11 protein-coding genes are annotated in these 19,242 nt (G+C 65.8%); 5 read left to right on the plus strand and 6 right to left on the minus strand.

The window, feature by feature from the left end; genetic code table 11:
- Positions 1-39 precede the first annotated feature (39 nt).
- The 3 genes from G3O06_RS04085 (at position 40) to G3O06_RS04095 (ending at position 1,456) form a co-directional block, all read left to right on the plus strand.
- Positions 40-741: a TetR/AcrR family transcriptional regulator gene (locus tag G3O06_RS04085; protein ID WP_205815104.1), complete on the plus strand. Its 702-nt coding sequence runs from the start codon at positions 40-42 to the stop codon at positions 739-741.
- A gap of 90 nt (positions 742-831) precedes the next feature.
- Positions 832-1,005: a hypothetical protein gene (locus G3O06_RS04090; RefSeq protein WP_241019507.1), complete on the plus strand. Its 174-nt coding sequence runs from the start codon at positions 832-834 to the stop codon at positions 1,003-1,005.
- Positions 1,006-1,012: 7 nt separating this feature from the next.
- On the plus strand, positions 1,013-1,456 hold the full coding sequence (locus G3O06_RS04095; RefSeq protein WP_205815105.1) for a GNAT family N-acetyltransferase: 444 nt from the start codon (positions 1,013-1,015) through the stop codon (positions 1,454-1,456).
- 101 nt (positions 1,457-1,557) lie between these two features.
- Here G3O06_RS04095 and G3O06_RS04100 read toward each other — a convergent pair whose 3' ends face one another.
- A complete protein-coding gene (locus G3O06_RS04100; protein WP_205815106.1) occupies positions 1,558-3,306 on the minus strand; it encodes a cholesterol oxidase substrate-binding domain-containing protein in 1,749 nt (582 codons plus the stop codon).
- A gap of 180 nt (positions 3,307-3,486) precedes the next feature.
- Here G3O06_RS04100 and G3O06_RS49620 point away from each other — a divergent pair, with 180 nt between their 5' ends.
- Both G3O06_RS49620 and G3O06_RS04105 read left to right on the plus strand, forming a co-directional pair.
- Entirely contained in the window at positions 3,487-3,615 is a 129-nt protein-coding gene (locus tag G3O06_RS49620) for a hypothetical protein (protein WP_277403687.1), read from the plus strand.
- 985 nt (positions 3,616-4,600) lie between these two features.
- A complete protein-coding gene (locus G3O06_RS04105) occupies positions 4,601-5,422 on the plus strand; it encodes a helix-turn-helix transcriptional regulator (protein WP_205815107.1) in 822 nt (273 codons plus the stop codon).
- 306 nt (positions 5,423-5,728) lie between these two features.
- Here the strand turns inward: G3O06_RS04105 and G3O06_RS04110 are convergent, their stop codons facing one another.
- The 5 genes from G3O06_RS04110 to G3O06_RS04130 form a co-directional block, all read right to left on the minus strand.
- Positions 5,729-6,619 (minus strand): LuxR C-terminal-related transcriptional regulator, encoded by an 891-nt coding sequence (locus tag G3O06_RS04110; RefSeq protein WP_205815108.1) that lies wholly within the window; start codon positions 6,617-6,619, stop codon positions 5,729-5,731.
- A 203-nt stretch (positions 6,620-6,822) separates the two neighbouring features.
- Positions 6,823-8,526, minus strand: a complete 1,704-nt coding sequence (locus tag G3O06_RS04115; RefSeq protein WP_205815109.1) for a cyclic peptide export ABC transporter — start codon at positions 8,524-8,526, stop codon at positions 6,823-6,825.
- Between the two features lie 16 nt (positions 8,527-8,542).
- The gene (locus G3O06_RS04120; protein WP_241019508.1) at positions 8,543-9,196 is read right to left on the minus strand and encodes a hypothetical protein; all 654 of its coding nucleotides are present in this window, start codon (positions 9,194-9,196) and stop codon (positions 8,543-8,545) included.
- Positions 9,079-9,735, minus strand: a complete 657-nt coding sequence (locus G3O06_RS04125) for a glycosyltransferase family 25 protein (protein WP_205815111.1) — start codon at positions 9,733-9,735, stop codon at positions 9,079-9,081. Before G3O06_RS04125 ends, G3O06_RS04120 begins: the two co-directional genes overlap by 118 nt.
- Positions 9,732-19,238, minus strand: coding sequence for a non-ribosomal peptide synthetase (locus G3O06_RS04130; protein ID WP_205815112.1), 9,507 nt, complete (start codon positions 19,236-19,238; stop codon positions 9,732-9,734). Before G3O06_RS04130 ends, G3O06_RS04125 begins: the two co-directional genes overlap by 4 nt.
- Positions 19,239-19,242 lie beyond the last annotated feature (4 nt).

A 19,242-nucleotide genomic window follows, 5' to 3' on the forward strand; every position in this document is an offset into this window, starting at 1 on the left:
ATGTTTATATCGAGACGCCCGGGTGCTACCATCCGCACCATGAAAACACACCTCGAACCCGCGCCGCGCGATGCGTCCGCGCCCGTCGAACCGGCTGGAACGGCCGGTGCGCGGGCGCCTGAGGCATCCTCGGCGTCGGCCGTCGCCACCGCCGGCGTGCGTCGAAAAAAAGCGCCTGATCAGGTGCGCGCGCAGTTGCTGGCGGCCGCATCGGAAATCGCGACACATCACGGCGTGGCCGCGTTGACGCTCGATGCGGTGGCCGAGCGCGCCGGCGTGACGAAGGGCGCGTTGCAGTATCACTTCGCGAACAAGCAGGGGCTGCTGGATGCGCTGTTCGGGCAGGCGACCGAGCGGTTCGCCGCGCAGATGACCGCGCGGGTGGCGGCGGATGCCGACGGCGCCGGTGCGGCAGCACGGGCGTACGTGCATGCGGTGCTGGACGAGTCGCATCCGGCCGCGAGCACCGATGTGCTGCGCGTGCTGGTTGCGTCGATGATTACCGACCAGGACACGCGCGAGCGATGGTCGGTGCCGATGCGCGAATGGACGCGGCCCGACCCGGTGCCGCTCGAGCACGCCGCAACCTTGATGATCTGCCGGCTCGCCGCCGACGGGCTGTGGATCTCGAAACTGCTCGACAGCATCGAGGTATCGGCCGAGTTGCGCACGGAGATCGTCCGGCAGCTCGACGCGATGAGCCACGGCGTGTTTCCGAAGGGGCGCGACGGCGCCGCGTGATGCATGCGCCGTGGCGCCTGGCCGCCCTGGCGCCCGCGCGACTGCCGGCATCCCGGCGCGCGCCGGTTTCCGTCACTGCCGGCGGACCTGATGATGGGCGGCTTCAATCACCAGCTGGTGGTGATCGTGCCGTCGTGCCGCGCGGTCATCACACGGCTGGGCGCGACGGTGGACCACCGCCGGGACACCGAACGCTTCGTCGCCGACGTGATGGCGAGCCTGCCAGGCAGTGCCGGCCCGGCAACCACGACTACCGCGAGGTAAGCGAATCATGAAGATCATCGTACGTGACGCCGTGGCCGCCGATACGCCGGCCCTGCGCGAGCTGTTCCTGCACTCGCGCCGCGAGACCTTCGTCTGGCAGCCGGCCGGCGCGTTCCAGCTGGCCGACTTCGAGGCCCAGACGGAAGGCGAGCGGCTGAGGGTTGCCGAGGACGACGTCGGGAGACTCGCCGGCTTCGTGTCGGTCTGGGAGCCCGACCATTTCATCCATCACCTGCACGTGCACCGGCCGCACCACCGGAGCGGCATCGGCCAGGCGCTGCTGCGCGCGCTGCCGGGCTGGCCGGCCACACCTTACCGGCTCAAGTGCCTGCGCGCCAACACGTCGGCGCTGGCGTTCTATGCCGCGTGCGGCTTCGTTGGGATCGGCGCCGGCAGCGCGGAGGACGGCGAGTACCTGCTGCTCGAGTCCGGCGGCAAGGACGGTCAATGACCGTCCACCTGCGGTAATGCCTGCAGCAGGCGGCGTTGCGGGGCACCTTCGGCCACATCACGTTTCGTGACAGCCGTGGCAGCCCGCTTCCGCCGGGATCGCTACGGCATCAGCCGGTCGAGCAGCGGCGACCGGAAGATCCGGTACGGGTCGTAGCGTTCGAGGGTCGCGCGCGCGGCATCCCAGCTGCTCGACGGCGGCTGGCCTTCACGATGCAGGTTCGGAATCGTGGTGGTGAGCATCGTGTCGTCTTGCCAGGCGGCCGTGTCGGTATAGGCCCAGCCCTTCGACCATTCGGGGCGCACCGTCGCATACGAGCCGGTGTAGTTCGCGAGCATCCATTGCTCGATCTCGCGATAGAAGCGATCGGCGGCCGGCGTGCCCGGCAGCGTCAGGATGTCGAACCACACGGCGGTATCCCATTCCGGTCGATCGGGGCGCGGCTTGAGCGCGGACAAGGTAGGCACGGCCGCGCCCGCGCCGGCATCGGCCGGCTTGTCGAGACCGGTGACACGGATCTCGACGGGACCGTTCATCGGATACTCGCCGCGCGCCTTGTACGTGTCGACGCGGTTCTGATAGAACTGCACGAATTCGCTGATCACGCGCTGCACGTCGGCGCGCCGCGCCAGTACCGCGTAGCCGTTCGCGGTGACGCGCAGCGTCGTCGGTCGAATGTACTGCAGCACGGTGCGCGACCAGCCCCAGATGTCCCCGCTGAGCGTGAGTGCGAGACCGGCCGTCGTGATGGCCAGTTGCGTCTGGCCGAACAGCGGCGTCAATGCGCCTTCGCCGCCGATCACGATCCGCTTGACGAGATCCGAGATGGACTGCGGAATCGAATCGGAGAACGGATAGTTGTACGGCTGCGTGACGGCGCGCGACAGGAACGGCTTGCTCGGCGTCGGCGTCCAGACCTTGAGCCACGGCTTGGTCGTGAACGGGAACCAGATGGCTTCCACCCGGCCCGCTCGATCGAGAAACGACGCGATCGTGCGGCCCGTCGTGCCGGCCGCGGCAAACAGTTCGGATGCCGGAATATCGACGTAGCTCTGGCAGCGCAGCCGCTGGTTCGGGCCTGCCGTCAGCGTGACTTCGACGACGAACGCCCGCCCGATGTGCGCGAGGAACGCGCCGATCTCGGGATCGCTGCGCTCGAACCGGCGCAGCACGTATTGCTGTCGGGTCGGATCGAACACGACCGCGGTGAGCGCGACCACGAGATTGCTCAGCGAGCCGTAGGTATGGCCCGGTTGCAGGGTTTCGCCGGCCGCCGGCACGGCGGTGCCGTGTGCATCGATCGCGAGCGCGCCGCCGAGCGTGATGTCGCCCGGTGCAGGCGCGGCAATCACGCCGAGGCCGTACTGCTCGAGCGTCGCGAGCAACGACTCCAGCGAGACGCCCGTTTGGGCGGTGACGCGCGCCGGACGCGCCGACGTGTCGACGGAGACGGCCGTCAGCGACTTCGTCGTATCGAGCAGCACGAGGTTCGCGGCGCCGGCGCTCGGGTCCAGCGTCAGCGGCGACCAGTTGTGCATGTAGCCGCGCGGGCGAATCCGGTAGCCGTTTGCGCGCGCCCAGTTGACCGTCGCGACGATGTCGTCGGCGGAGCGCGGCGCGGCGGTCCATACGTCCTGCACGGCGATCTCGCCGCTCCAGTTCTGGAATGCCTGCTTGTAAAGCGGGATGTCGGCCGGGAAGCCGGGCGGTGTCTCGCCGGCCGTCCGCGCGTGCGCCGCAATCTGGTAGAGCGGTGTCCAGCCGGTGACGATGCCGGCCGCCGCGAGCTTCGCCATGTCGGCCAGGAAGGCGCGACGCGGCGCAGGTTCGTCTCGGAAGTCGTGACTCATGGTGTGCTCCAATTTTTCGGAATTGTTTTGCAGATTGGAAAGACGACAAATGACGCGTTGAGACAGGTGTGGCAATTGGTACAGGCGTGACGCTTGGGAAGCGTTGCGCGTGGGTGGGTCAGGATGGAAAAAGACGGTGCGTCCGGCAATGCGCGGCCGCGCATCACCACGGATGTCTAAATGGAAATTGAAAAACCGCCGAACGACTTCTTCAATTGGCCGTCGGTCTGTCCTGCCGGCAATCGGATAGGGAGATTCGACGGAATGGCGGGTGGCGAGGCGCTAGCCGCGATGATCAATAAAAGATGATTTCACGTGAATATCAATTCAATGTTTAGATTTTCTGGATAAACATGACCGCAGTTAAAAATTGATTGGCGATGCGTCGTGTATTTCGGTCGAAAGCGTAGCAACTTATCTATCGGGTGGCAAGCGGTGGGGTTGACGAATTCCGAGGCATTTAATATGGAAATTTTATGACGGGAAATGGCTTCGCTCTTTGTGGATATTTTTGCAACGCAGGTGTCGGTGGCACGCCAGTCGTGGGCTGGAAGCGGTAATTGTGCTTTGCTTTCGCGTAAATCGAATCGATCGTTTAGCGAATCGAAATAACCGTCAGAAGGTAATGCGTGAAGCCAGGACGGTGAGCTGGATGGAATGGCTGAAATTCGACAATTCCTCTCTCGAACAAGGCGATCGGATGAAAATTCGTGGTATGTGTCGCTTGGGTGATTATTGCAAAAATTCGTGATAAACAGATGTTGGTTTATCCGCGTATTCATAATTATACGAATGGGTAGCTTGCGAATCGATCGATTTCCAGTTAGTGAGCGAATTGATTTGAAAAATAGATGTCAGGTTAACTGCAAATGTCTTAAATCATCGCTATCATACGCGGCTGGGATATGCATGGATCAAATTCAATGGAAGGAATCGTTTCGTTTTTCGATCGCGATTTTTCGTTGAATTCACCGGGAACGCGTCCATTCCGGGGCGGCGCCGGGTTTTCCAATTCAGGCCTTCAGCACGTCCGGCGGCGGCGCGTTTTCATCCGGCAACGCGCATCGACTGAAATGAACGCTTCAGCCTCTTGCAGCTTCGCCAGTCGCTCGCATCGTGCTGAACAGGGAGCGCCACGCCGCCGTTTCGCGTGAGCCGAACGCATTGGTGGGGCGTTGCCCGCCGAAGAAGGCGCGCAGCGAAGCGCGACCCGACGCGCGCCGCGCAAACCGTGCCGGCTCGCCCGCGCGGGCGTTGCGCCACGTCCTCAAGCACGCACAACAAGGAGAGTCAGATGTTCGCGAAGCTCGGGAAGGTGATTTCGAGCGCCGGCAGTGAGCGGTTCGCATCCGACATGCATGCATTGCTGGTCGAATCGATTCCGCTCGCGATCACCCGGATGACTGAATGGACGCTCGACGAGCCGGCGGGCGAAGTCGTCCGCGTGCAATCGCTCGGCGCGTTCGGCGTGCCGGGCGACGACGGGCGCGGCGCGCCGGCCGCGCACGGCGAGCGGGAACCGGCAGCGCATCCGCCGTTGAACCGGATCCTGGCGGCCTGCGACCGGCAGCTCATTCACATCAATCCGCTGATGCGGCGCGGCAATGGCGGCGAAGTGGCGCCGCCGCGCGGGCCGGGCGGCGGATTTCAGTGCCATCTCGTGTCGGGCAAGGCGAATCGCCGCTACGTGATCTCGCTGCATCGCACGGCATCGCATCGCGACTTCTCGTTGCAGGAGATGTCGTTCCTGAAGAATTTCGCCGATACGCTGCTGCCGCTCGTCGAGTGGCATGCGTCGACGCGCCGGCACGGCGAGCGTGAATGCGCGACGGCGCCCGGTGCGGCGGCAGGCATGCCCGGCGTCGAGGCGCTGCGCCACGAGTTCGAATCGCGGCTCGCGCGCGTGGGGGTCGTGCTGTCGGCGCGTGAAAACGAAGTGTGCCTCGGCCTGCTCGCGGGCAAGATGCTGCGCGAAATGGCCGATGAGCTTGGTGTGAAGGAGAGCACGGTCGAGACGTACATCAAGCGCGCCGCGGTGAAGCTCGGCATCAGCGGCCGGCACGGACTCACGAAATGGATGATCGACGATTCCGTACCGTGCGCGTCGGCGGCGTGACGCCGACACGCCGTTACGCCGCGGACGCGCGACGAACGCCGCCGGCCGACGTGCCGGGACGGCTGCGGCGCGTGCCCGCGCCGACGCTCGCCGTTGCGGGCGATGACGACGACGTCACAGGGTGTGGCGGCTCGGGCTGCGTCGCCGGCCGGATTGCCTGCGTGTGACTCGAGGTGGAGGTCGGCGGCAGCCGTCCCATGGTGTTTCGTGCGTCGCCTGCGTCGGCGTCGCGCGCGCTGAATTGCCTGGCGTGCCGCACCTGACGCGCGCTACGCCGCAGGGTGTGCGCGTTCGGGCCGCGGCCCGTCAGGTTCCGATGCGCGCCGACGCGTAGTCGTGCCGCACGCTTCTCGTACCGTCCCGGCCTGCTTCCGTCGCGGTCCCGGCCGTCTCGTCGAGCATCCAGCGCGTCAGGCCATGACGCCCGCTGAAGCCCAGCTTGACGGCTGCCCGCTTTAGATAGGTCTCGACGGTGCTTTCGCAGAGCGCGAAACGCACGGCGATGGCGGGCACCGTGTCGCCGGCCAGCAGCGCCGTGCATGCCTCGATCTCGCGCGTCGACAGCTTGACGCCGGCTTGCTGCAAACGGTCGGAGAACCGCCGCGCCACGCGTTCCCGGCCCGATTGCGTCGCCGGCGGCGCGGCGGTGGTCGCACGGGCGGGCGGCGGAGCCGAATCGAGCGCCGCGACATGGCTCTCGACGATCGGAAACAGCACGTGCGAGAGTTCCTTGAGGAAGGTCCGTTCCTGCGGCGAGAAATCGTCGAACGTACTCGTGCGATACAACGAGATCACGTAACAGTGGCCCCGCTTGCGGGTCACGAGGTGGAATTGCGTGCAACGCGGCGATACGATCGCCGCCTGCATGAGGACGAAGCGGTCGAGCTGCGCGTCGGTCGGGCCGTGGCCGGCGAGCGTGTCGTCGATGTGCAGGCGGCTCGCACCCGGGCGCGGCGGCATCTGCGGCCCGCAACAGACAGCGGCCGGGCCGGCCTGCGCGAGTGCCGCGCCGACCGTGCCGAGGCTGCGCACCCCGGGATCGCCGTCAGGCGCGGCGTCGACCGCAAGCTCGGAGATGCGGATCTCGTCGACGGGGACCGCCGCGGCGATCAGGCTGTACATCATTCGGGGAAAGCGTCGGCTCCCGCTGCTCGAGATCGCTTCGCCGACGTGTGCGAACAATCTGCTGAACTCCATGAAAGGATTCCTGATGAGACGTTGAAGCTGCGCTTGCGCGCATGGATGCCGACATGATTTAAACACCCGGTTGCGAATGCGTCTGTAACGGATTGCCGGGACAGACGCAGAATCGCCGGCCGCCGAATCCGGTGCGGCGCACGGCGACTGTTCCGCCCGCCTCGGACAGACAGCGCGCACCTTGTCAGCATCCGGATCGCTGCTCATCCGGCAGCTTGGGCCCGGACGGCACACATGGCCGTATCGGAGAAGATGCGGCCGCTATCCAGGCGAATGACCCGATCCGCCAGCTTGAAGTACTGATCGTCGTGGGTAATGATGACGACGCATTTCCCGCGGGATTTCAGATCGGGAACCAGCACTTCATAGAAAAATCGCTTGAAGACCGGATCCTGATCGGCGGCCCATTCGTCCAGGATATAAATCGGACGATCCTCGATGTACGCGCAAAGCAACGCCAATCGCTTGCGTTGCCCGGTCGATAACGCCCGGGTTGTCGAGTAGGTCCGGCCGGAAATCTCGATCTTGTCCCCCAGCTTCAGGGTTTCGAGGTACTTCCGGGCAAGCTCGATGCTTTCATTGCCCCGATCCGGTCCGATGATGCGGTTGAACAAATGGAAATCGGTGAAGACGGCGGAAAACAGGTTGCGGTACCGTTCCCTGGCATCGTCGTCGATGACTTTTCCATCGAGGGAGATCGTTCCGCCGGTAGGCGCATAGAGGCCGCTGAGTACCTTGCCCAACGTGCTCTTGCCGCTGCCGTTTCCGCCGATCACATAGACAAGCTCTCCGGCATGAATGGTCATGTTGATGGGGCCGAGCACGAAGTCGACCGACGACTCGTTGTCACGGTAGTTCATCGTCACGTCCTTCAACTCGATGACCTTCCATGACTTCGCCGATGGGGATTCGACGGTGCCCGGCGGGGACGGTTCCTTGTGTGAGTCCTGCGTGTCGTCGATCAGAAAACCGAATTCCGCCAGCCGGGCGAGCGCGGTCTTGCCTTCGGCCACCACCGGCAGAATATTGATGAGCATGGTCAAGGGCCCCATCATGTAGAGGACGGCCAGAATGCTCGCCGTGAGTACGGAGGGATCCACGACGCCGAGCGAAGGTACGCCGAACAGCAGGAATCCGAGCAGGACCGCTACCGTGATCTGGCCGATGCTGTCGCCGCTCATGAACCAGAAGCGTTCTATGTAATTGAACCCTGCCACGCGCTTCGATGACAATTCGATCGCGGCCCGGGTAAACCAGCGTCGCCGGGCCCGGTTGAGCTTGAGCTCCTTGATTCCGAACACGAGGCCATGTGTGTATTCGTTGAACTGGACAAATTCATCGCGAACCCGCTCCGTGAAATTGACCGCCTTTCGATAGAAAAACAGATAAAGCACGAGGCCGACGATGGTCAGGATGATCGTCGAAGCGAACACGATCCAGGAGAGATAGGCGAGATAGACGATGCTGCATATCAGGACGACCGATTGAACAATGATCGTCGGTATCGTGAGCAGGGTCTGGCTCAGCTGCGGAATGTCCTGTGTCAGCATGGTCAGGACATTGGGGGCGCCGCGTCTGTCGATTTCATCCAGCGGGGTCGCCAGGATCCTTTTGCACAGGTTGACGCGCAATCTCGTCATGACTTTCATGCAGGCATAGGAGGGCATCACGGCAGCGCAGCTCCTGCTGACCACCGCGATGACATTCACCGCAATGAACATCAGCAACAGCGTCTGTCGATCATCCTGGTCACGCAGCGCTGTGCTGATCAACCCGACGCCCACGATCGACGCGATGCCGCTGACGAGGCCCGTCAGGACCGTGCCCAGCGTCAGCCAGGGATGACTGCGCCACATCAGGGTGACGGCGGAATGCCATGGCGGCGATTTGCTTTGAGCGGAATCCATGAGTTGCCAATAGGTCTCAGTTGATCAGGTGGCTGAGTTCGACATTTCTTGCCGCTGATCTCAACCTCGACGAGGTTTCGTGCTTGCCCAGGAACGTGATGCTTTCCACGATTTCCAGTGGCGAATCGGAAAACAGGATGCAGCACTTCAGCAGGCGCTGAGCACGATCCCAGCCGACGCTGTCCGCCGAATCGGCCACGCTCCGCAACGCGGTCTCGACCGACGCGGCCGTCCAGTTTTCGTTCCGTGCCAGCCGCGACTCGATCAGCCGAAGAAATTGCAGGAGCGTGCGGGGATTGCTTTCGATGCTGTACATGAGGATGTAATCGATCCGCAATTTCTTCGTGATCAACGGAAAAATCAGGTCGATCACGCCGGCAGTCGATTCGCATTTCCCATAAGCCAGTGAAATCGCGTCGCCGAGCTTGCAGTCCCGGTGAAGCGCATCCAGCGCGGCCTGTACGAACGCCGCTTCGAGGTCAACGGTGGTGATTTGCATGATTTTCAAAGGCCTGTCGAGTGATGGATCGCGGCGAGCACGGGCCGCAGGCGTTACCAGCCGTCCGGAATGGGCATGGAATAGGTCAGCGGCTTTTCCGGCATCACTTCGTCCATGATGTCGGAGTAGCCGGACTCCTGTCCGACCAGATTCGGCTCGAAGCAGTAGCAATTGAACGTCTGCTGCAGGACGAGGTTGTTGCGGTCGTTGATCGCCGGCGGGTTTTCGTTGATCGCGATGAACGCGTCGTAAAGCGAGTCCCTGACGACGTACGCGTGCGCGGTGAGCGTCTCCACGGCCTTGACGATGTTCGGCGCGACGGGAATGGGCGGCGTGAAGTGATACGCGCCCAGGAACAGCATGTGCCAGTCGTCCGGCACTTGCGCGATGAACTCGGGGAAGCGCGCGGCGAAATCGGCGTCGAAGAACGCGTCGTCCTCGAAGATCAGGACTTCGCTCGCGCCGGCGGCCTTGGCCTGTTTCACCGCGGCGAGATGGCTCATCGTGCAGCCGTAGTCCTGCGGGCGCATATGGCTCAACGATTCCGGCACGCTCACCAGCCTTGCGTCGACGGCGGACAGCCGTTCCACCGTGAGAATGTTCTGCTCTGCGAATTTTTGTTGCATCGCTTCCCAGCGGTCAGGGCGCCGGTCCAGGTTGATGCAGACCTTGCGGGCGAAAGTGTTGTCGATCGTCGGCGTTGATTTCATGAGTGCGTTTTTTCCAGAAACGAATTGACTTGGGCGGCGAGGGCACCGGCATGCGGATCGAGCAGCATGGTCAGGTGGTCGCCGGGGACGTCCGTCACCGCGACGGGGAGCGCCGAGAAGCGGGACCATCCCCAGGTCGGGTCCAGGCGAAGCTGCGCGATCTCGGGCGACGGAGCGTAGTCGCCGGGATCGCGCTCGGTGCTGCGGAACAACGCGATCGGCACGGGCAGCGGGGTGGCTTGCGGCGCGTAGTGCGATTTGAAGTTGGCCTGATAGACGCGCAGGTAGGCACGCAGGCGGTCGGACCCGGCGTCCGCGAACCAGCTGCCGCGGCTGCCGATCCGCTCGAGGATCAGGCCGGCCTGGCCGTCGGGATCGAGATGGACGAGGTCGGCTCGCGTCACCTGAAGGTCGGTCCCGAGGAAGGTGCCGATTTCGTGGGCGATCGCGACCAGCCATTCGGTGTCGTCCCAGTCCTGCCAGTAAGTGGCGGCCGAGCTGTCGATGGGCGCGGACGCGTCGAAGATCGCCAGCAGTTTCACGTCGGCGCCCTTGGCGACCAGTTGCCGGCTCATTTCGAGCGCCACGTGCGCGCCGAACGAGTGGCCTGCCAGGTAGTACGGACCCGCGCCCACCAGCGGCCAGATGCGTTCGATATGACGGGCCGCGATGTCTTCCACGCGGGTGAGCGGCATGCACGAGCCGTCGAGGCCGAGCGCTTCCAGCCCGTGAATCGCGTGGGCGCCGCTCAAGTGGTTCGCGAGCGGGTGGAAGTAGACCACGTTCCCGCCGGCGCCCGGCAGGAGAAAGAGCGGCGCGGCGGGGCCGCCGTCGCGAATCGGCACGAGTCCGCCGGCGGGCGCGGACGGCTCTTTCGCGGCTAGCGCCGCCGCCAGTTTCTCGATTGTCGGATTCTCGAAGAGACAGGAAATCGGCAGCCGGCGATCGAACGCCTTCTCGACATTGGCCATCAGCTGGATCGCAATGATCGAGTGGCCGCCGAGGTCGAAATAGTTGTCGCTGACCTTGATGTCGTCTCTTTTGAAGATCCGCTGCCAGATCTCCAGCAACGTGCTTTCGTCGGCCGTATGCGTGAGGGCGCGTGCCGCCGTGGCCGCACCGGCGGCGGCTTCGATCGCCGGTTCGGCCTCACCGCGCGGCGCGCTCGGCTGGCCATCGGCGGCCGGCGGATCGGCGAGCTGGCCGGTCAGGAGGGTCGGGTCGTCGGCGAATCGTTCCAGCAACGTGCGGAGGGTGCCGAGCATCTGCCGTACGACATCCGGCGCGACGCGGTGTGCATCGTGCGAAATATGGAAGCCGATGCGCTCATTCGGGTGCACGGTCAGGGTCAGCGGGTAATTCGATTCCGCGAACGCGCGGGTGTCGAGGATCTCGATGTCGTCCGGCCCGAGATCGGGGGCGGCGGCAACCGGGAAGTTCTCGAAGACCAGCAGGCTGTCGAACAGGCTGTCGCGGGCGGGCAGTTCGCTCCACGACTGGATATCGACCAGCGAGCTGTACGAATGCGGCTCCATCGCCGTCTGGGCCGCGTGGACCGCCGCCAGCCATTCGACGAAGGGGCGCTCCGGCGCGATACGCAAGCGTAGTGGCAGCGTGTTGATGAACAGCCCCACGATCGACTCGACGCCGTCGAGCATCGGCGGTCGACCGGACACGGTGACGCCGAAGACGACGTCGTCCGTTCCGGCGTGACGCCGCAGCACCAACGCCCAGACCGCGCGGATCAGCACGTTGAGCGTGACGCGATGAGTACGCGTGAGCGCTTGCAGCCGCGTGGTCAGGGCCTCGTCCAGCAGGAATTGCTGGGTCCTGAGTTTGTCCTGCCGCGCGGCGTCGCCGGCCGTCTGCCGGGCCGGACTGGCCGCGATCGGCGTGGCGGCATGGAAGCCGGCCAGCTCGGCGCGCCACCAGGTTTCGTCGGCCGAGCGAGGATGACGCGCGAGCCAGTCGATGTACGCGCGGTATCCCGGCGCCGATGCCGCGACCGCGGGCATGCCGGTGCGGGCGAGCGACAGGTAGTCGTCGAACACCTCCTTCATCAGGGTCGCGGTGCTCCAGCCGTCGAGGATGATGTGGTGCGCGCTCCAGCAGAAGCGATGGCGCGTGTCCGTTTCCTGGATCAGCGTGCAGCGGAACAACGGCGCCCGTTGCAGATCGAAGCCGCGCTTCCGGTCGTCGGCGAGGAACGCGTCGAAGTCCTGCGCGCGGCGGGACGCATCGCGGTGCCGCCAGTCGACGAACGTCCACGGCAGCTCGACCGTGTGCAGCACGGTCTGGACGGGATGATCGCGATTGGCCCATGCGAACGCGGTGCGCAGCACGGCATGGCGCGCGAGCGCATTGGCCCACGCTTGCCGGAGCGCCGGCACCTGGAGCGGGCCGCTGACCACAAAGCTGAACTGCTGGAAATAGGCGGCAGGATCCAGGTCGTACAGCGAATGGAACAGGATGCCCTGCTGCAGCGACGAGAGCGGGTAGCTGTCCGCGATGTCGTCCCATGCGGTGCCGGGGACCGACGCCGCGAAGTCGAGCAACCGGTCCTTGAAGTGTGCGGCCAGGTTCTCGACCGTCTGCCGCCGGTGGAGTCGCTCGCCGTAGCGCCAGTCCACCTGGAGCTTGCCGTCGACAACGGCCGCGACGATCTCGAATGCGTGCGTGCGCGGCGACCGCTCGGCGCGCAGCGAACCGAGGTCTTCGGCCGCCGGGCGCCAGCCATCGGATTGCTGCAACACGGTATCGAGCTGCCCGTGATAGTTGAAGAGGATCTCGGCCTTCGGCAACGCGGCGAGACTGTCGCGCACGGCGGCGTCGGGGCTCAGGTATCGGAGCAGCGAATAGCCGAGGCCGTCGGCTGGAATCCGGCGCAGCTGCTGCCGCGCGGCACGCAGCGCTTCCTCCGGCGCGTGCATCGCGTCGGCGTCGAGCACGACGGGGTAGATGGACGTGAACCAGCCCACCGTCCGGGTGAGGTCGAGCGGCGCATCCGATACGTGGCGGCCGTGACTCTCGAGATCGATCCGGGTGCGGGCGTTGCCCGTGACCATGCTGCAGGCTTGCGCGAGCGCGACGAGCAGGACGTCGTTGATGCGGGTGTCGTAGGCGCGTGGCAGCCGGCGCAGCAACGCGGTGGTGTCGGCTTCGTCCAGTTCGAATGAAACGGATGATGCGTCGCCGACCGCGTTGTTGGCGCCGTTGTTGGCCGCACCCGCGGCCGGATAGTCAACCGGAATCGGCTCGACATGCTGCGCGAGGAGGGCTTGCCACAGTCGGGCTTCGTCGCCGATGGCGGGCGACCGGGCCAGGTGCTGCAGATGCAACGCCCATTCGCGGAACGACGTCGTCTTCTCGGGCAGCGGCTGGCCGTGGTACGCGGCATGCAAGTCCTCGAGGAGCACGCGCCACGACACGCCGTCCACCGCCAGGTGATGGACCGACACGAACAGGCGGGCGAGCGGCTCGTCGGCCAGGCAGAAGAGCCGCGCCGCCAGCAACGGGCCGTGCGTGATGTCGATGCCGCGCTCCGCGTCGGCGGCGGCGGCGCGCATCGCCGCCAGGCGCTCGCCGGCGTCGCCCGCGATCACCTGTTTCGCAAAGAGCGCCGGCATCTCGCCGCCGGCCACGACTTGCTGGGTCCAGCGGCCCGCATCGTGCGAAAAACGCAGTCGCAACGCGTCGTGATGTTCGTAGACTTGCCGGAACGCGTCGGCGAGCCTCGACGCGTCGATATCCGCAGGCACCTGGATCAGGACGGTTTGATTGTAGTGCGACGGTGCATCGATCTCCTGTTCGAAGAGCCAGTGCTGCACCGGCGTGAGCGGCGCCTCGCCCAGCGGGCTCAAGGTCGGTGCGTGTGCTGCCCGTTCCTCGGGCGCGGCGGCCAGCTGCGCGATCGTCTGATACTGGAACAGCTGCTTCGCCGTCACGCGCAGCCCCGCCTGATTGGCGCGCGCGATCACCTGGATGCTCAGGATGGAGTCGCCACCGAGTTCGAAGAAATTGTCGTGGATGCCGACGGAAGGCAGTTGCAGCACGTCTTGCCAGATCGACGCCAGCAGGATTTCCCGGGGCGTGACGGCCGGCGCGTGCGGCTGGGCCGCGTCGACCCGATCCGCCGGGAGCGGCAGCGCCTTGCGGTTGATCTTGCCGTTGGGCAGCATCGGCAGCGATTCAAGTGCGACGAACTGCGACGGCACCATGTAGTCGGCGAGCTTGCCGCTCAGGTAGCCGCGCAGATCGGCGATGTCCGGTGCCGCGGTCGCGACATAGGCGATCAGGAACGTTCGGGATCCTTCGGTTTTCGCGATCACGACGCAGTCGTCGACCGCCGGATGCGTGCGCAGCACCGCCTCGATTTCACCGGGTTCGATGCGCAGGCCGCGCAGCTTGATCTGGTGATCGATGCGGCCGAGGAACTCGATATTGCCGTCGGGGCGGTAACGCGCGAGATCGCCGGTGCGGTAGAGGCGCGCGAGCGGGTCGGCGGAGAACGGATCGGCGATGAACTTCTCGGCGCTCAGTTCGGGTTCGCCGTGGTAGCCGCGCCCGACCGGCGTGCCGCCGATCAGCAATTCGCCGGCCACGCCGACCGGCGTGGGCTGCATCTGCGCGTCGACGATGTAGAGACGGGTGTTGGCGATGGGCCGGCCGATCGGGACGATGCGGTGCGGATCGTCGCGCCGGCATTCCCATGCGGTCACGTCCACAGCGGCCTCGGTGGGGCCGTAGAGGTTGTAGAGCCTGACGTCCAGGCGCTCGAGGCAACGCTGCTGCAGGTCGTGGGGCAACGCCTCGCCGCTGCACACGACGCGGCGCAGCGATGAGCAGTGTGCGTCGAGGTCCGGATGGTCGAGGAACGCGCGCAGCATCGACGGCACGAAATGGATCGTGGTGATCCGTTCGCGCTCGATGAGCTCGACCAGGTAGTCGGCCTCGCGCTGTCCGCCGGGTCGGGCGAACACGAGGCGCGCGCCGGTGACGAGCGGCCAGAAGAGTTCCCAGACCGAGACGTCGAAGCTGAAGGGGGTCTTCTGCAGCACGGCATCGTCGGCGTCGAGCGCGTAGGCGTGCTGCATCCAGAGGATGCGGTTGGTGATCGCGCGATGGGTGTTGAGCGCGCCCTTGGGCCGGCCGGTCGAGCCGGACGTGTAGATCATGTAGGCGAGGTTGTCGCCGTTCAGCGCGGGCGCGGGGTTGGACACGGCGTCGACGTCGAGATCGGTTTCGTCGCTATCGACGACGATCACGCGGGCGTCGGTCTCAGGCAGCGCGGCGAGCAGATGCTGCTGGGTGAGGAGCCAGCGCAGCTGCGCGTGGTCGATCATGAAGCGCACGCGCTCGGCGGGGTAGTCGGGGTCGACGGGGACGTAGGCGCCGCCGGCCTTGAGGACCGCGAGCAACGCGACGCTCATGTCGAGGGAGCGCTCCATGGCGACGCCGACGAGTGCATCGGGGCCGACGCCGAGCGCGATGAGGTGGTGGGCGAGGCGGTTGGCGCGCAGGTTGAGTTCGGCGTAGGTGAGCGTGACGTCATCGAAGACGGCGGCGACGGCATCGGGCGTGCGCTCGACCTGCTGTTCGAACAACCGGTGCAGCGGTTGCGTGGCGGCATCGCCGAAATCCGTGTCGGTCCGGTTCCACTCGACGGTCAGCAGGTTCCGCTCCGCATCGCTCGACAACGACAGCGCGCCGAGCGGCCGGTTCGGATCGGCGATCACGGCATCGACGAGCGTGCGGAAGTGTTCCGCCATGCGATCGATCGTGGCGGCGTCGAACAGGTCCAGGTTGTATTCCAGCGAGCCAGCGAGGCCGTCGTCGGCATCCTGGACATGGAGCGTGAGGTCGAACTTCGCGGTGTGGGTCTCCACCGACACCGGCGTCGCCACGAGGCCAGGGAAGCTCACCGCCTGGGACTGCGCTTTCTCGTACGCGAACACGACCTGGAACACCGGCGTGCGGCTCAGGTTGCGTTCCAGCTCGAGCGAGTCTACTACCTGCTCGAACGGAATCTCCTGGCGGCTGTAGCCGTCCAGTGCGACGCGCTTCACGCGCGCCAGCAGTTCGCCGAAGGTCGGATTGCCCGACAGGTCCACGCGCAGCGCGAGCATGTTCGCGAAGAAGCCGATCAGCGGCTCGGTCATGCTGGAACGCCGATTGGCGATCGGGGAGCCGATGACGAGGTCCTGCTGGTTGCTGTATCGCGACAGGAGCAGCGCATACGCGGCGAGCACGACCATGAACGTGCTGGTGCCGGACGCACGGGCAATCGCGCGCAGGCCGTCGGCGCGTTCGCCGCTCAGCTGGAACGGCAGGACCGCGCCGCGGAACTGCTGGATGGCGGGCCGGGGGCGGTCGGTGGGCAGTTCGATCAGGTCCGGTGCGTCCGCCAGCGCGGCGCTCAGGAGCGCCAGTTCCCGATGCGTATCGGCGGACGCCAGGCGCTCGTGCTGCCACACGGCATAGTCTGCGTACTGGACAGCCAGTTCCGGCAGCGACTGGCCGGCATAGAGCGCGGCCAGTTCGCCGATGAGGATGCCTGACGACCATGCATCGGAAACGATGTGATGCATCACGATGCCGAACACGTGCAGGCGGTCGTGGACGCGATACAGCACGACGCGATAGAGCGGCCCGGCGGCGAGATCGAACGGGCGGTCGGCTTCGGCCGCGAGCAGCGCGGGCACGTCGGATTCGCTGGCGACGTCGACCACGTCGAGCGCGACCGGCGCCGGCGGCGCGATGCGTTGAACCCCGAGGCCGTCGACGGCGGGAAACGTCGTGCGCAGGATCTCGTGACGTCGGCTGATTTCGGACACGGCAACCCGCAGGCGCGCGATGTCCAGTTCGCCGTCGAAGCGCAGTGCGCTCGAGATGTTGTAGGTGGCCGACGGGCCTTCCAGTTGCGCGAGGAACCACAACCGCTGCTGCGGAAAGGACAGAGGCAGGTCGTTCGTGCGCGAGCGGGGCAGGATGGTGCCGGCCGTCGAACCGGCGCGGGGCGACGATGCTTCGATCAGGTCGGACACCGCGCTGATGGTCTGGAGTTCGAAGATCGCGTCGATGCCGATCTCGACGGAGAAGCTGCTCCAGATCCGCGAGACCAGCTGCATGGCTTGCAGCGAATCGCCGCCGTAGTCGAAGAAGCGGCCGGTGAGATCGACGGCCGGATTGTCGAGCACGTCGCGCCAGATGCGCACCAGCTCGAGCTGGATCGGCGTGGCGTCGAGACTGGCGGCGTCGGGCGCGGCGGCAGGCTCCAGGGCCAGGAGCGCCGGGCGATCCAGCTTGCCGTTGGCGTTGAGCGGGAATTCGGCGATCGAGATGATGTCGGACGGGACCATGTAGTCCGGCAGCTTCCCGGCCAGATAGGCCCGGAGGTCCGGCACGCCGAGGCTCGCGGCGCACTTGACATAGGCCGCCAGCTTGCGCACCCCGTGGGCGGATTCGCGCAGCATGACCGCCGCGCCGACGACATCCTCGTGCGCGGCGATCGCGGCCTCGATCTCGCCGAGTTCGACACGGTGCCCGCGGATCTTGACCTGGTGGTCGACGCGTCCGTAGCACTGGATACGCCCGTCGGGCAGCCACCGGCCGATGTCGCCGGTGCGATAGATGCGCGCTTCGCCGGGAAACGGATGCTCGACGAATTTCGCGGCGGTGACGTCGGGCCGCTGGTGATAGCCGCGCGCAAGGCCGGCGCCGGCGAGGCAGATTTCCCCGGGCACGCCGAGCGGAACCGGCCGCATAGCGTCGTCGAGCATGTACACCCGGGTGTCGGCGATGGGCCGGCCGATCAGCACCGTGGACGGCGCGTCCTCGACGCGCTCGACGATGCAGCCGACCGTCGCCTCGGTGGGTCCGTACTCGTTGTAGATTTCGATCGCGGGATCGATCTTGCGCAGCGTGGCGATGTGCTGGGGCGTCAGCTCCTCGCCGCCCACGATCACCTTGCGCACGCCGGAGCGTGCCAGGTTCATGTATTCCAGCAGGTGAATGTGGGTGGGCGTGAGCTTGAGTGTGTCGACGCCGCTGCCGGGCTGGAACATCCGGGCCAGGATGGTGTCGATGCTCTCCGACTGCGGATAGATGCGCAGCGTCTTGCCGCGCACCAGCGGGCAGAAGATGTTGGTGAGCGTGAAATCGAAGCAGAGCGAGCTGTACAGGCCGAAACTGCCGGTCGTGCTTTCCGGAAAGTAATACCCGGCGGCCCACGCGATGTAGTGGGCCAGGTTCCGGTGTTCGAGCAGGCAGCCTTTGGGTTTCCCGGTCGAGCCGGACGTGTAGAGCACGTAGGCCAGGTGCGCCGGTTCGGCACGGTACGGCGGGTTGTCCGGCAGCGGCGTCCAGCCGGGGAGTTCCTGGTCCAGCAGCAGCGTCACGCCGGAGAATTCATACCACTGCGCCAGTTGACTCGATTGGGTCACCAGCAGCGACAGGCCGGTGTCGCCGAGGATGTGATTGATCCGTTCGGCCGGATACGCCGGGTCCAGCGGAACGAACGCCGCCCCCGCCTTCAAGATGCCGAGAATCGCGACGATCATCCATTCGGAACGGTCGAGCATGATGCCGACCAGCGATTCCGGCCCGACGCCGTGGTGTTCGCGCAATTGATGCGCCAGGCTGTTGGCCCGGGCGTTCAGGTCGGCGTAGGTCATCAGCGAGCTGTCGGTGACCAGGGCCGGCGCCGTCGGCGTGCGTGCGACCTGCGCTTCGAACATGGCGACGACCGTCGGGTGGCTGGGGCCGGCCGTCGCGGTTTCGTTGAATGCGGTCAGCAGCGGGCGCTCTTCCGGCGGGGCCGATTCGATGTCGCCGACGGGCTGGTCGAGGTGTTCGAATGCCTCCAGCACCGCGCCGAGGCTGCCGGCGAAACCGTCGATGATGAAAGGCTCGATCGCCGCGCTGTAACGGAGCTCGATTTCGCCGCGCGCGAGCCGCAGATGCAGCTGCAGGTCGTCGTCCCGACCGGTCGGTGCGTGGTGCACCCGATCGTCCGCCAGCGCGACTTTCGTGAGCTGCGCGAGATCCATGTCCTGTTCGTTGCGCACGAGCGTTTCAAGCGGGAATTGAGGCTCGGCGTAGCTGTCTTCCACGATCCCGGCCACGCGCGACAGGTAGTCCTCGACGCGCTCCTCGGGACGGACCTCGATGATCAGCGGAACGGTGGCGGCCCGGGCCGGCGGATGCTCGGCCAGCCCCGGCGTGCCGAGCACCGTGACCGGAATCCGGAAGTATTTCCAGAGCAGGAACGCAATGCCTGCCGCCGTGACGGCGAATTCGGCAAGCTCGCCGTCGCCGATATGCCGCAACAGGTCGAGCGACGCGGGCGTGAGCCGCACCGAGCGGGACAGCTGGCGACCCGGTTGCTGAGCCGGGGCGTGCGGTGCGATCCGGTAGACGCCGGCGACCTGGGAAAGGCTTTCGCGCCAGAAACGCGCGGTGTGCGCATAGCGATGGTCGGTGACCAGCACGTTATTGTCTTGCACAGGA

Source organism: Burkholderia sp. Ac-20345 (genome assembly GCF_017104825.1).
GTDB classification, from domain to species: Bacteria; Pseudomonadota; Gammaproteobacteria; order Burkholderiales; family Burkholderiaceae; genus Burkholderia; species Burkholderia lata_B.

Bases quoted from the DNA above. Each gene is read 5' to 3' on its own strand.
- G3O06_RS04095 (WP_205815105.1), top strand. From the start codon at position 1,013: ATGAAGATCATCGTACGTGACGCCGTGGCCGCCGATACGCCGGCCCTG.
- G3O06_RS04090 (WP_241019507.1), top strand. From the start codon at position 832: ATGATGGGCGGCTTCAATCACCAGCTGGTGGTGATCGTGCCGTCGTGC.
- G3O06_RS04125 (WP_205815111.1), bottom strand. From the start codon at position 9,735: ATGAAATCAACGCCGACGATCGACAACACTTTCGCCCGCAAGGTCTGC.
- G3O06_RS49620 (WP_277403687.1), top strand. From the start codon at position 3,487: ATGGAAATTGAAAAACCGCCGAACGACTTCTTCAATTGGCCGTCGGTC.
- G3O06_RS04100 (WP_205815106.1), bottom strand. From the start codon at position 3,306: ATGAGTCACGACTTCCGAGACGAACCTGCGCCGCGTCGCGCCTTCCTG.
- G3O06_RS04085 (WP_205815104.1), top strand. From the start codon at position 40: ATGAAAACACACCTCGAACCCGCGCCGCGCGATGCGTCCGCGCCCGTC.
- G3O06_RS04110 (WP_205815108.1), bottom strand. From the start codon at position 6,619: ATGGAGTTCAGCAGATTGTTCGCACACGTCGGCGAAGCGATCTCGAGC.
- G3O06_RS04115 (WP_205815109.1), bottom strand. From the start codon at position 8,526: ATGGATTCCGCTCAAAGCAAATCGCCGCCATGGCATTCCGCCGTCACC.
- G3O06_RS04105 (WP_205815107.1), top strand. From the start codon at position 4,601: ATGTTCGCGAAGCTCGGGAAGGTGATTTCGAGCGCCGGCAGTGAGCGG.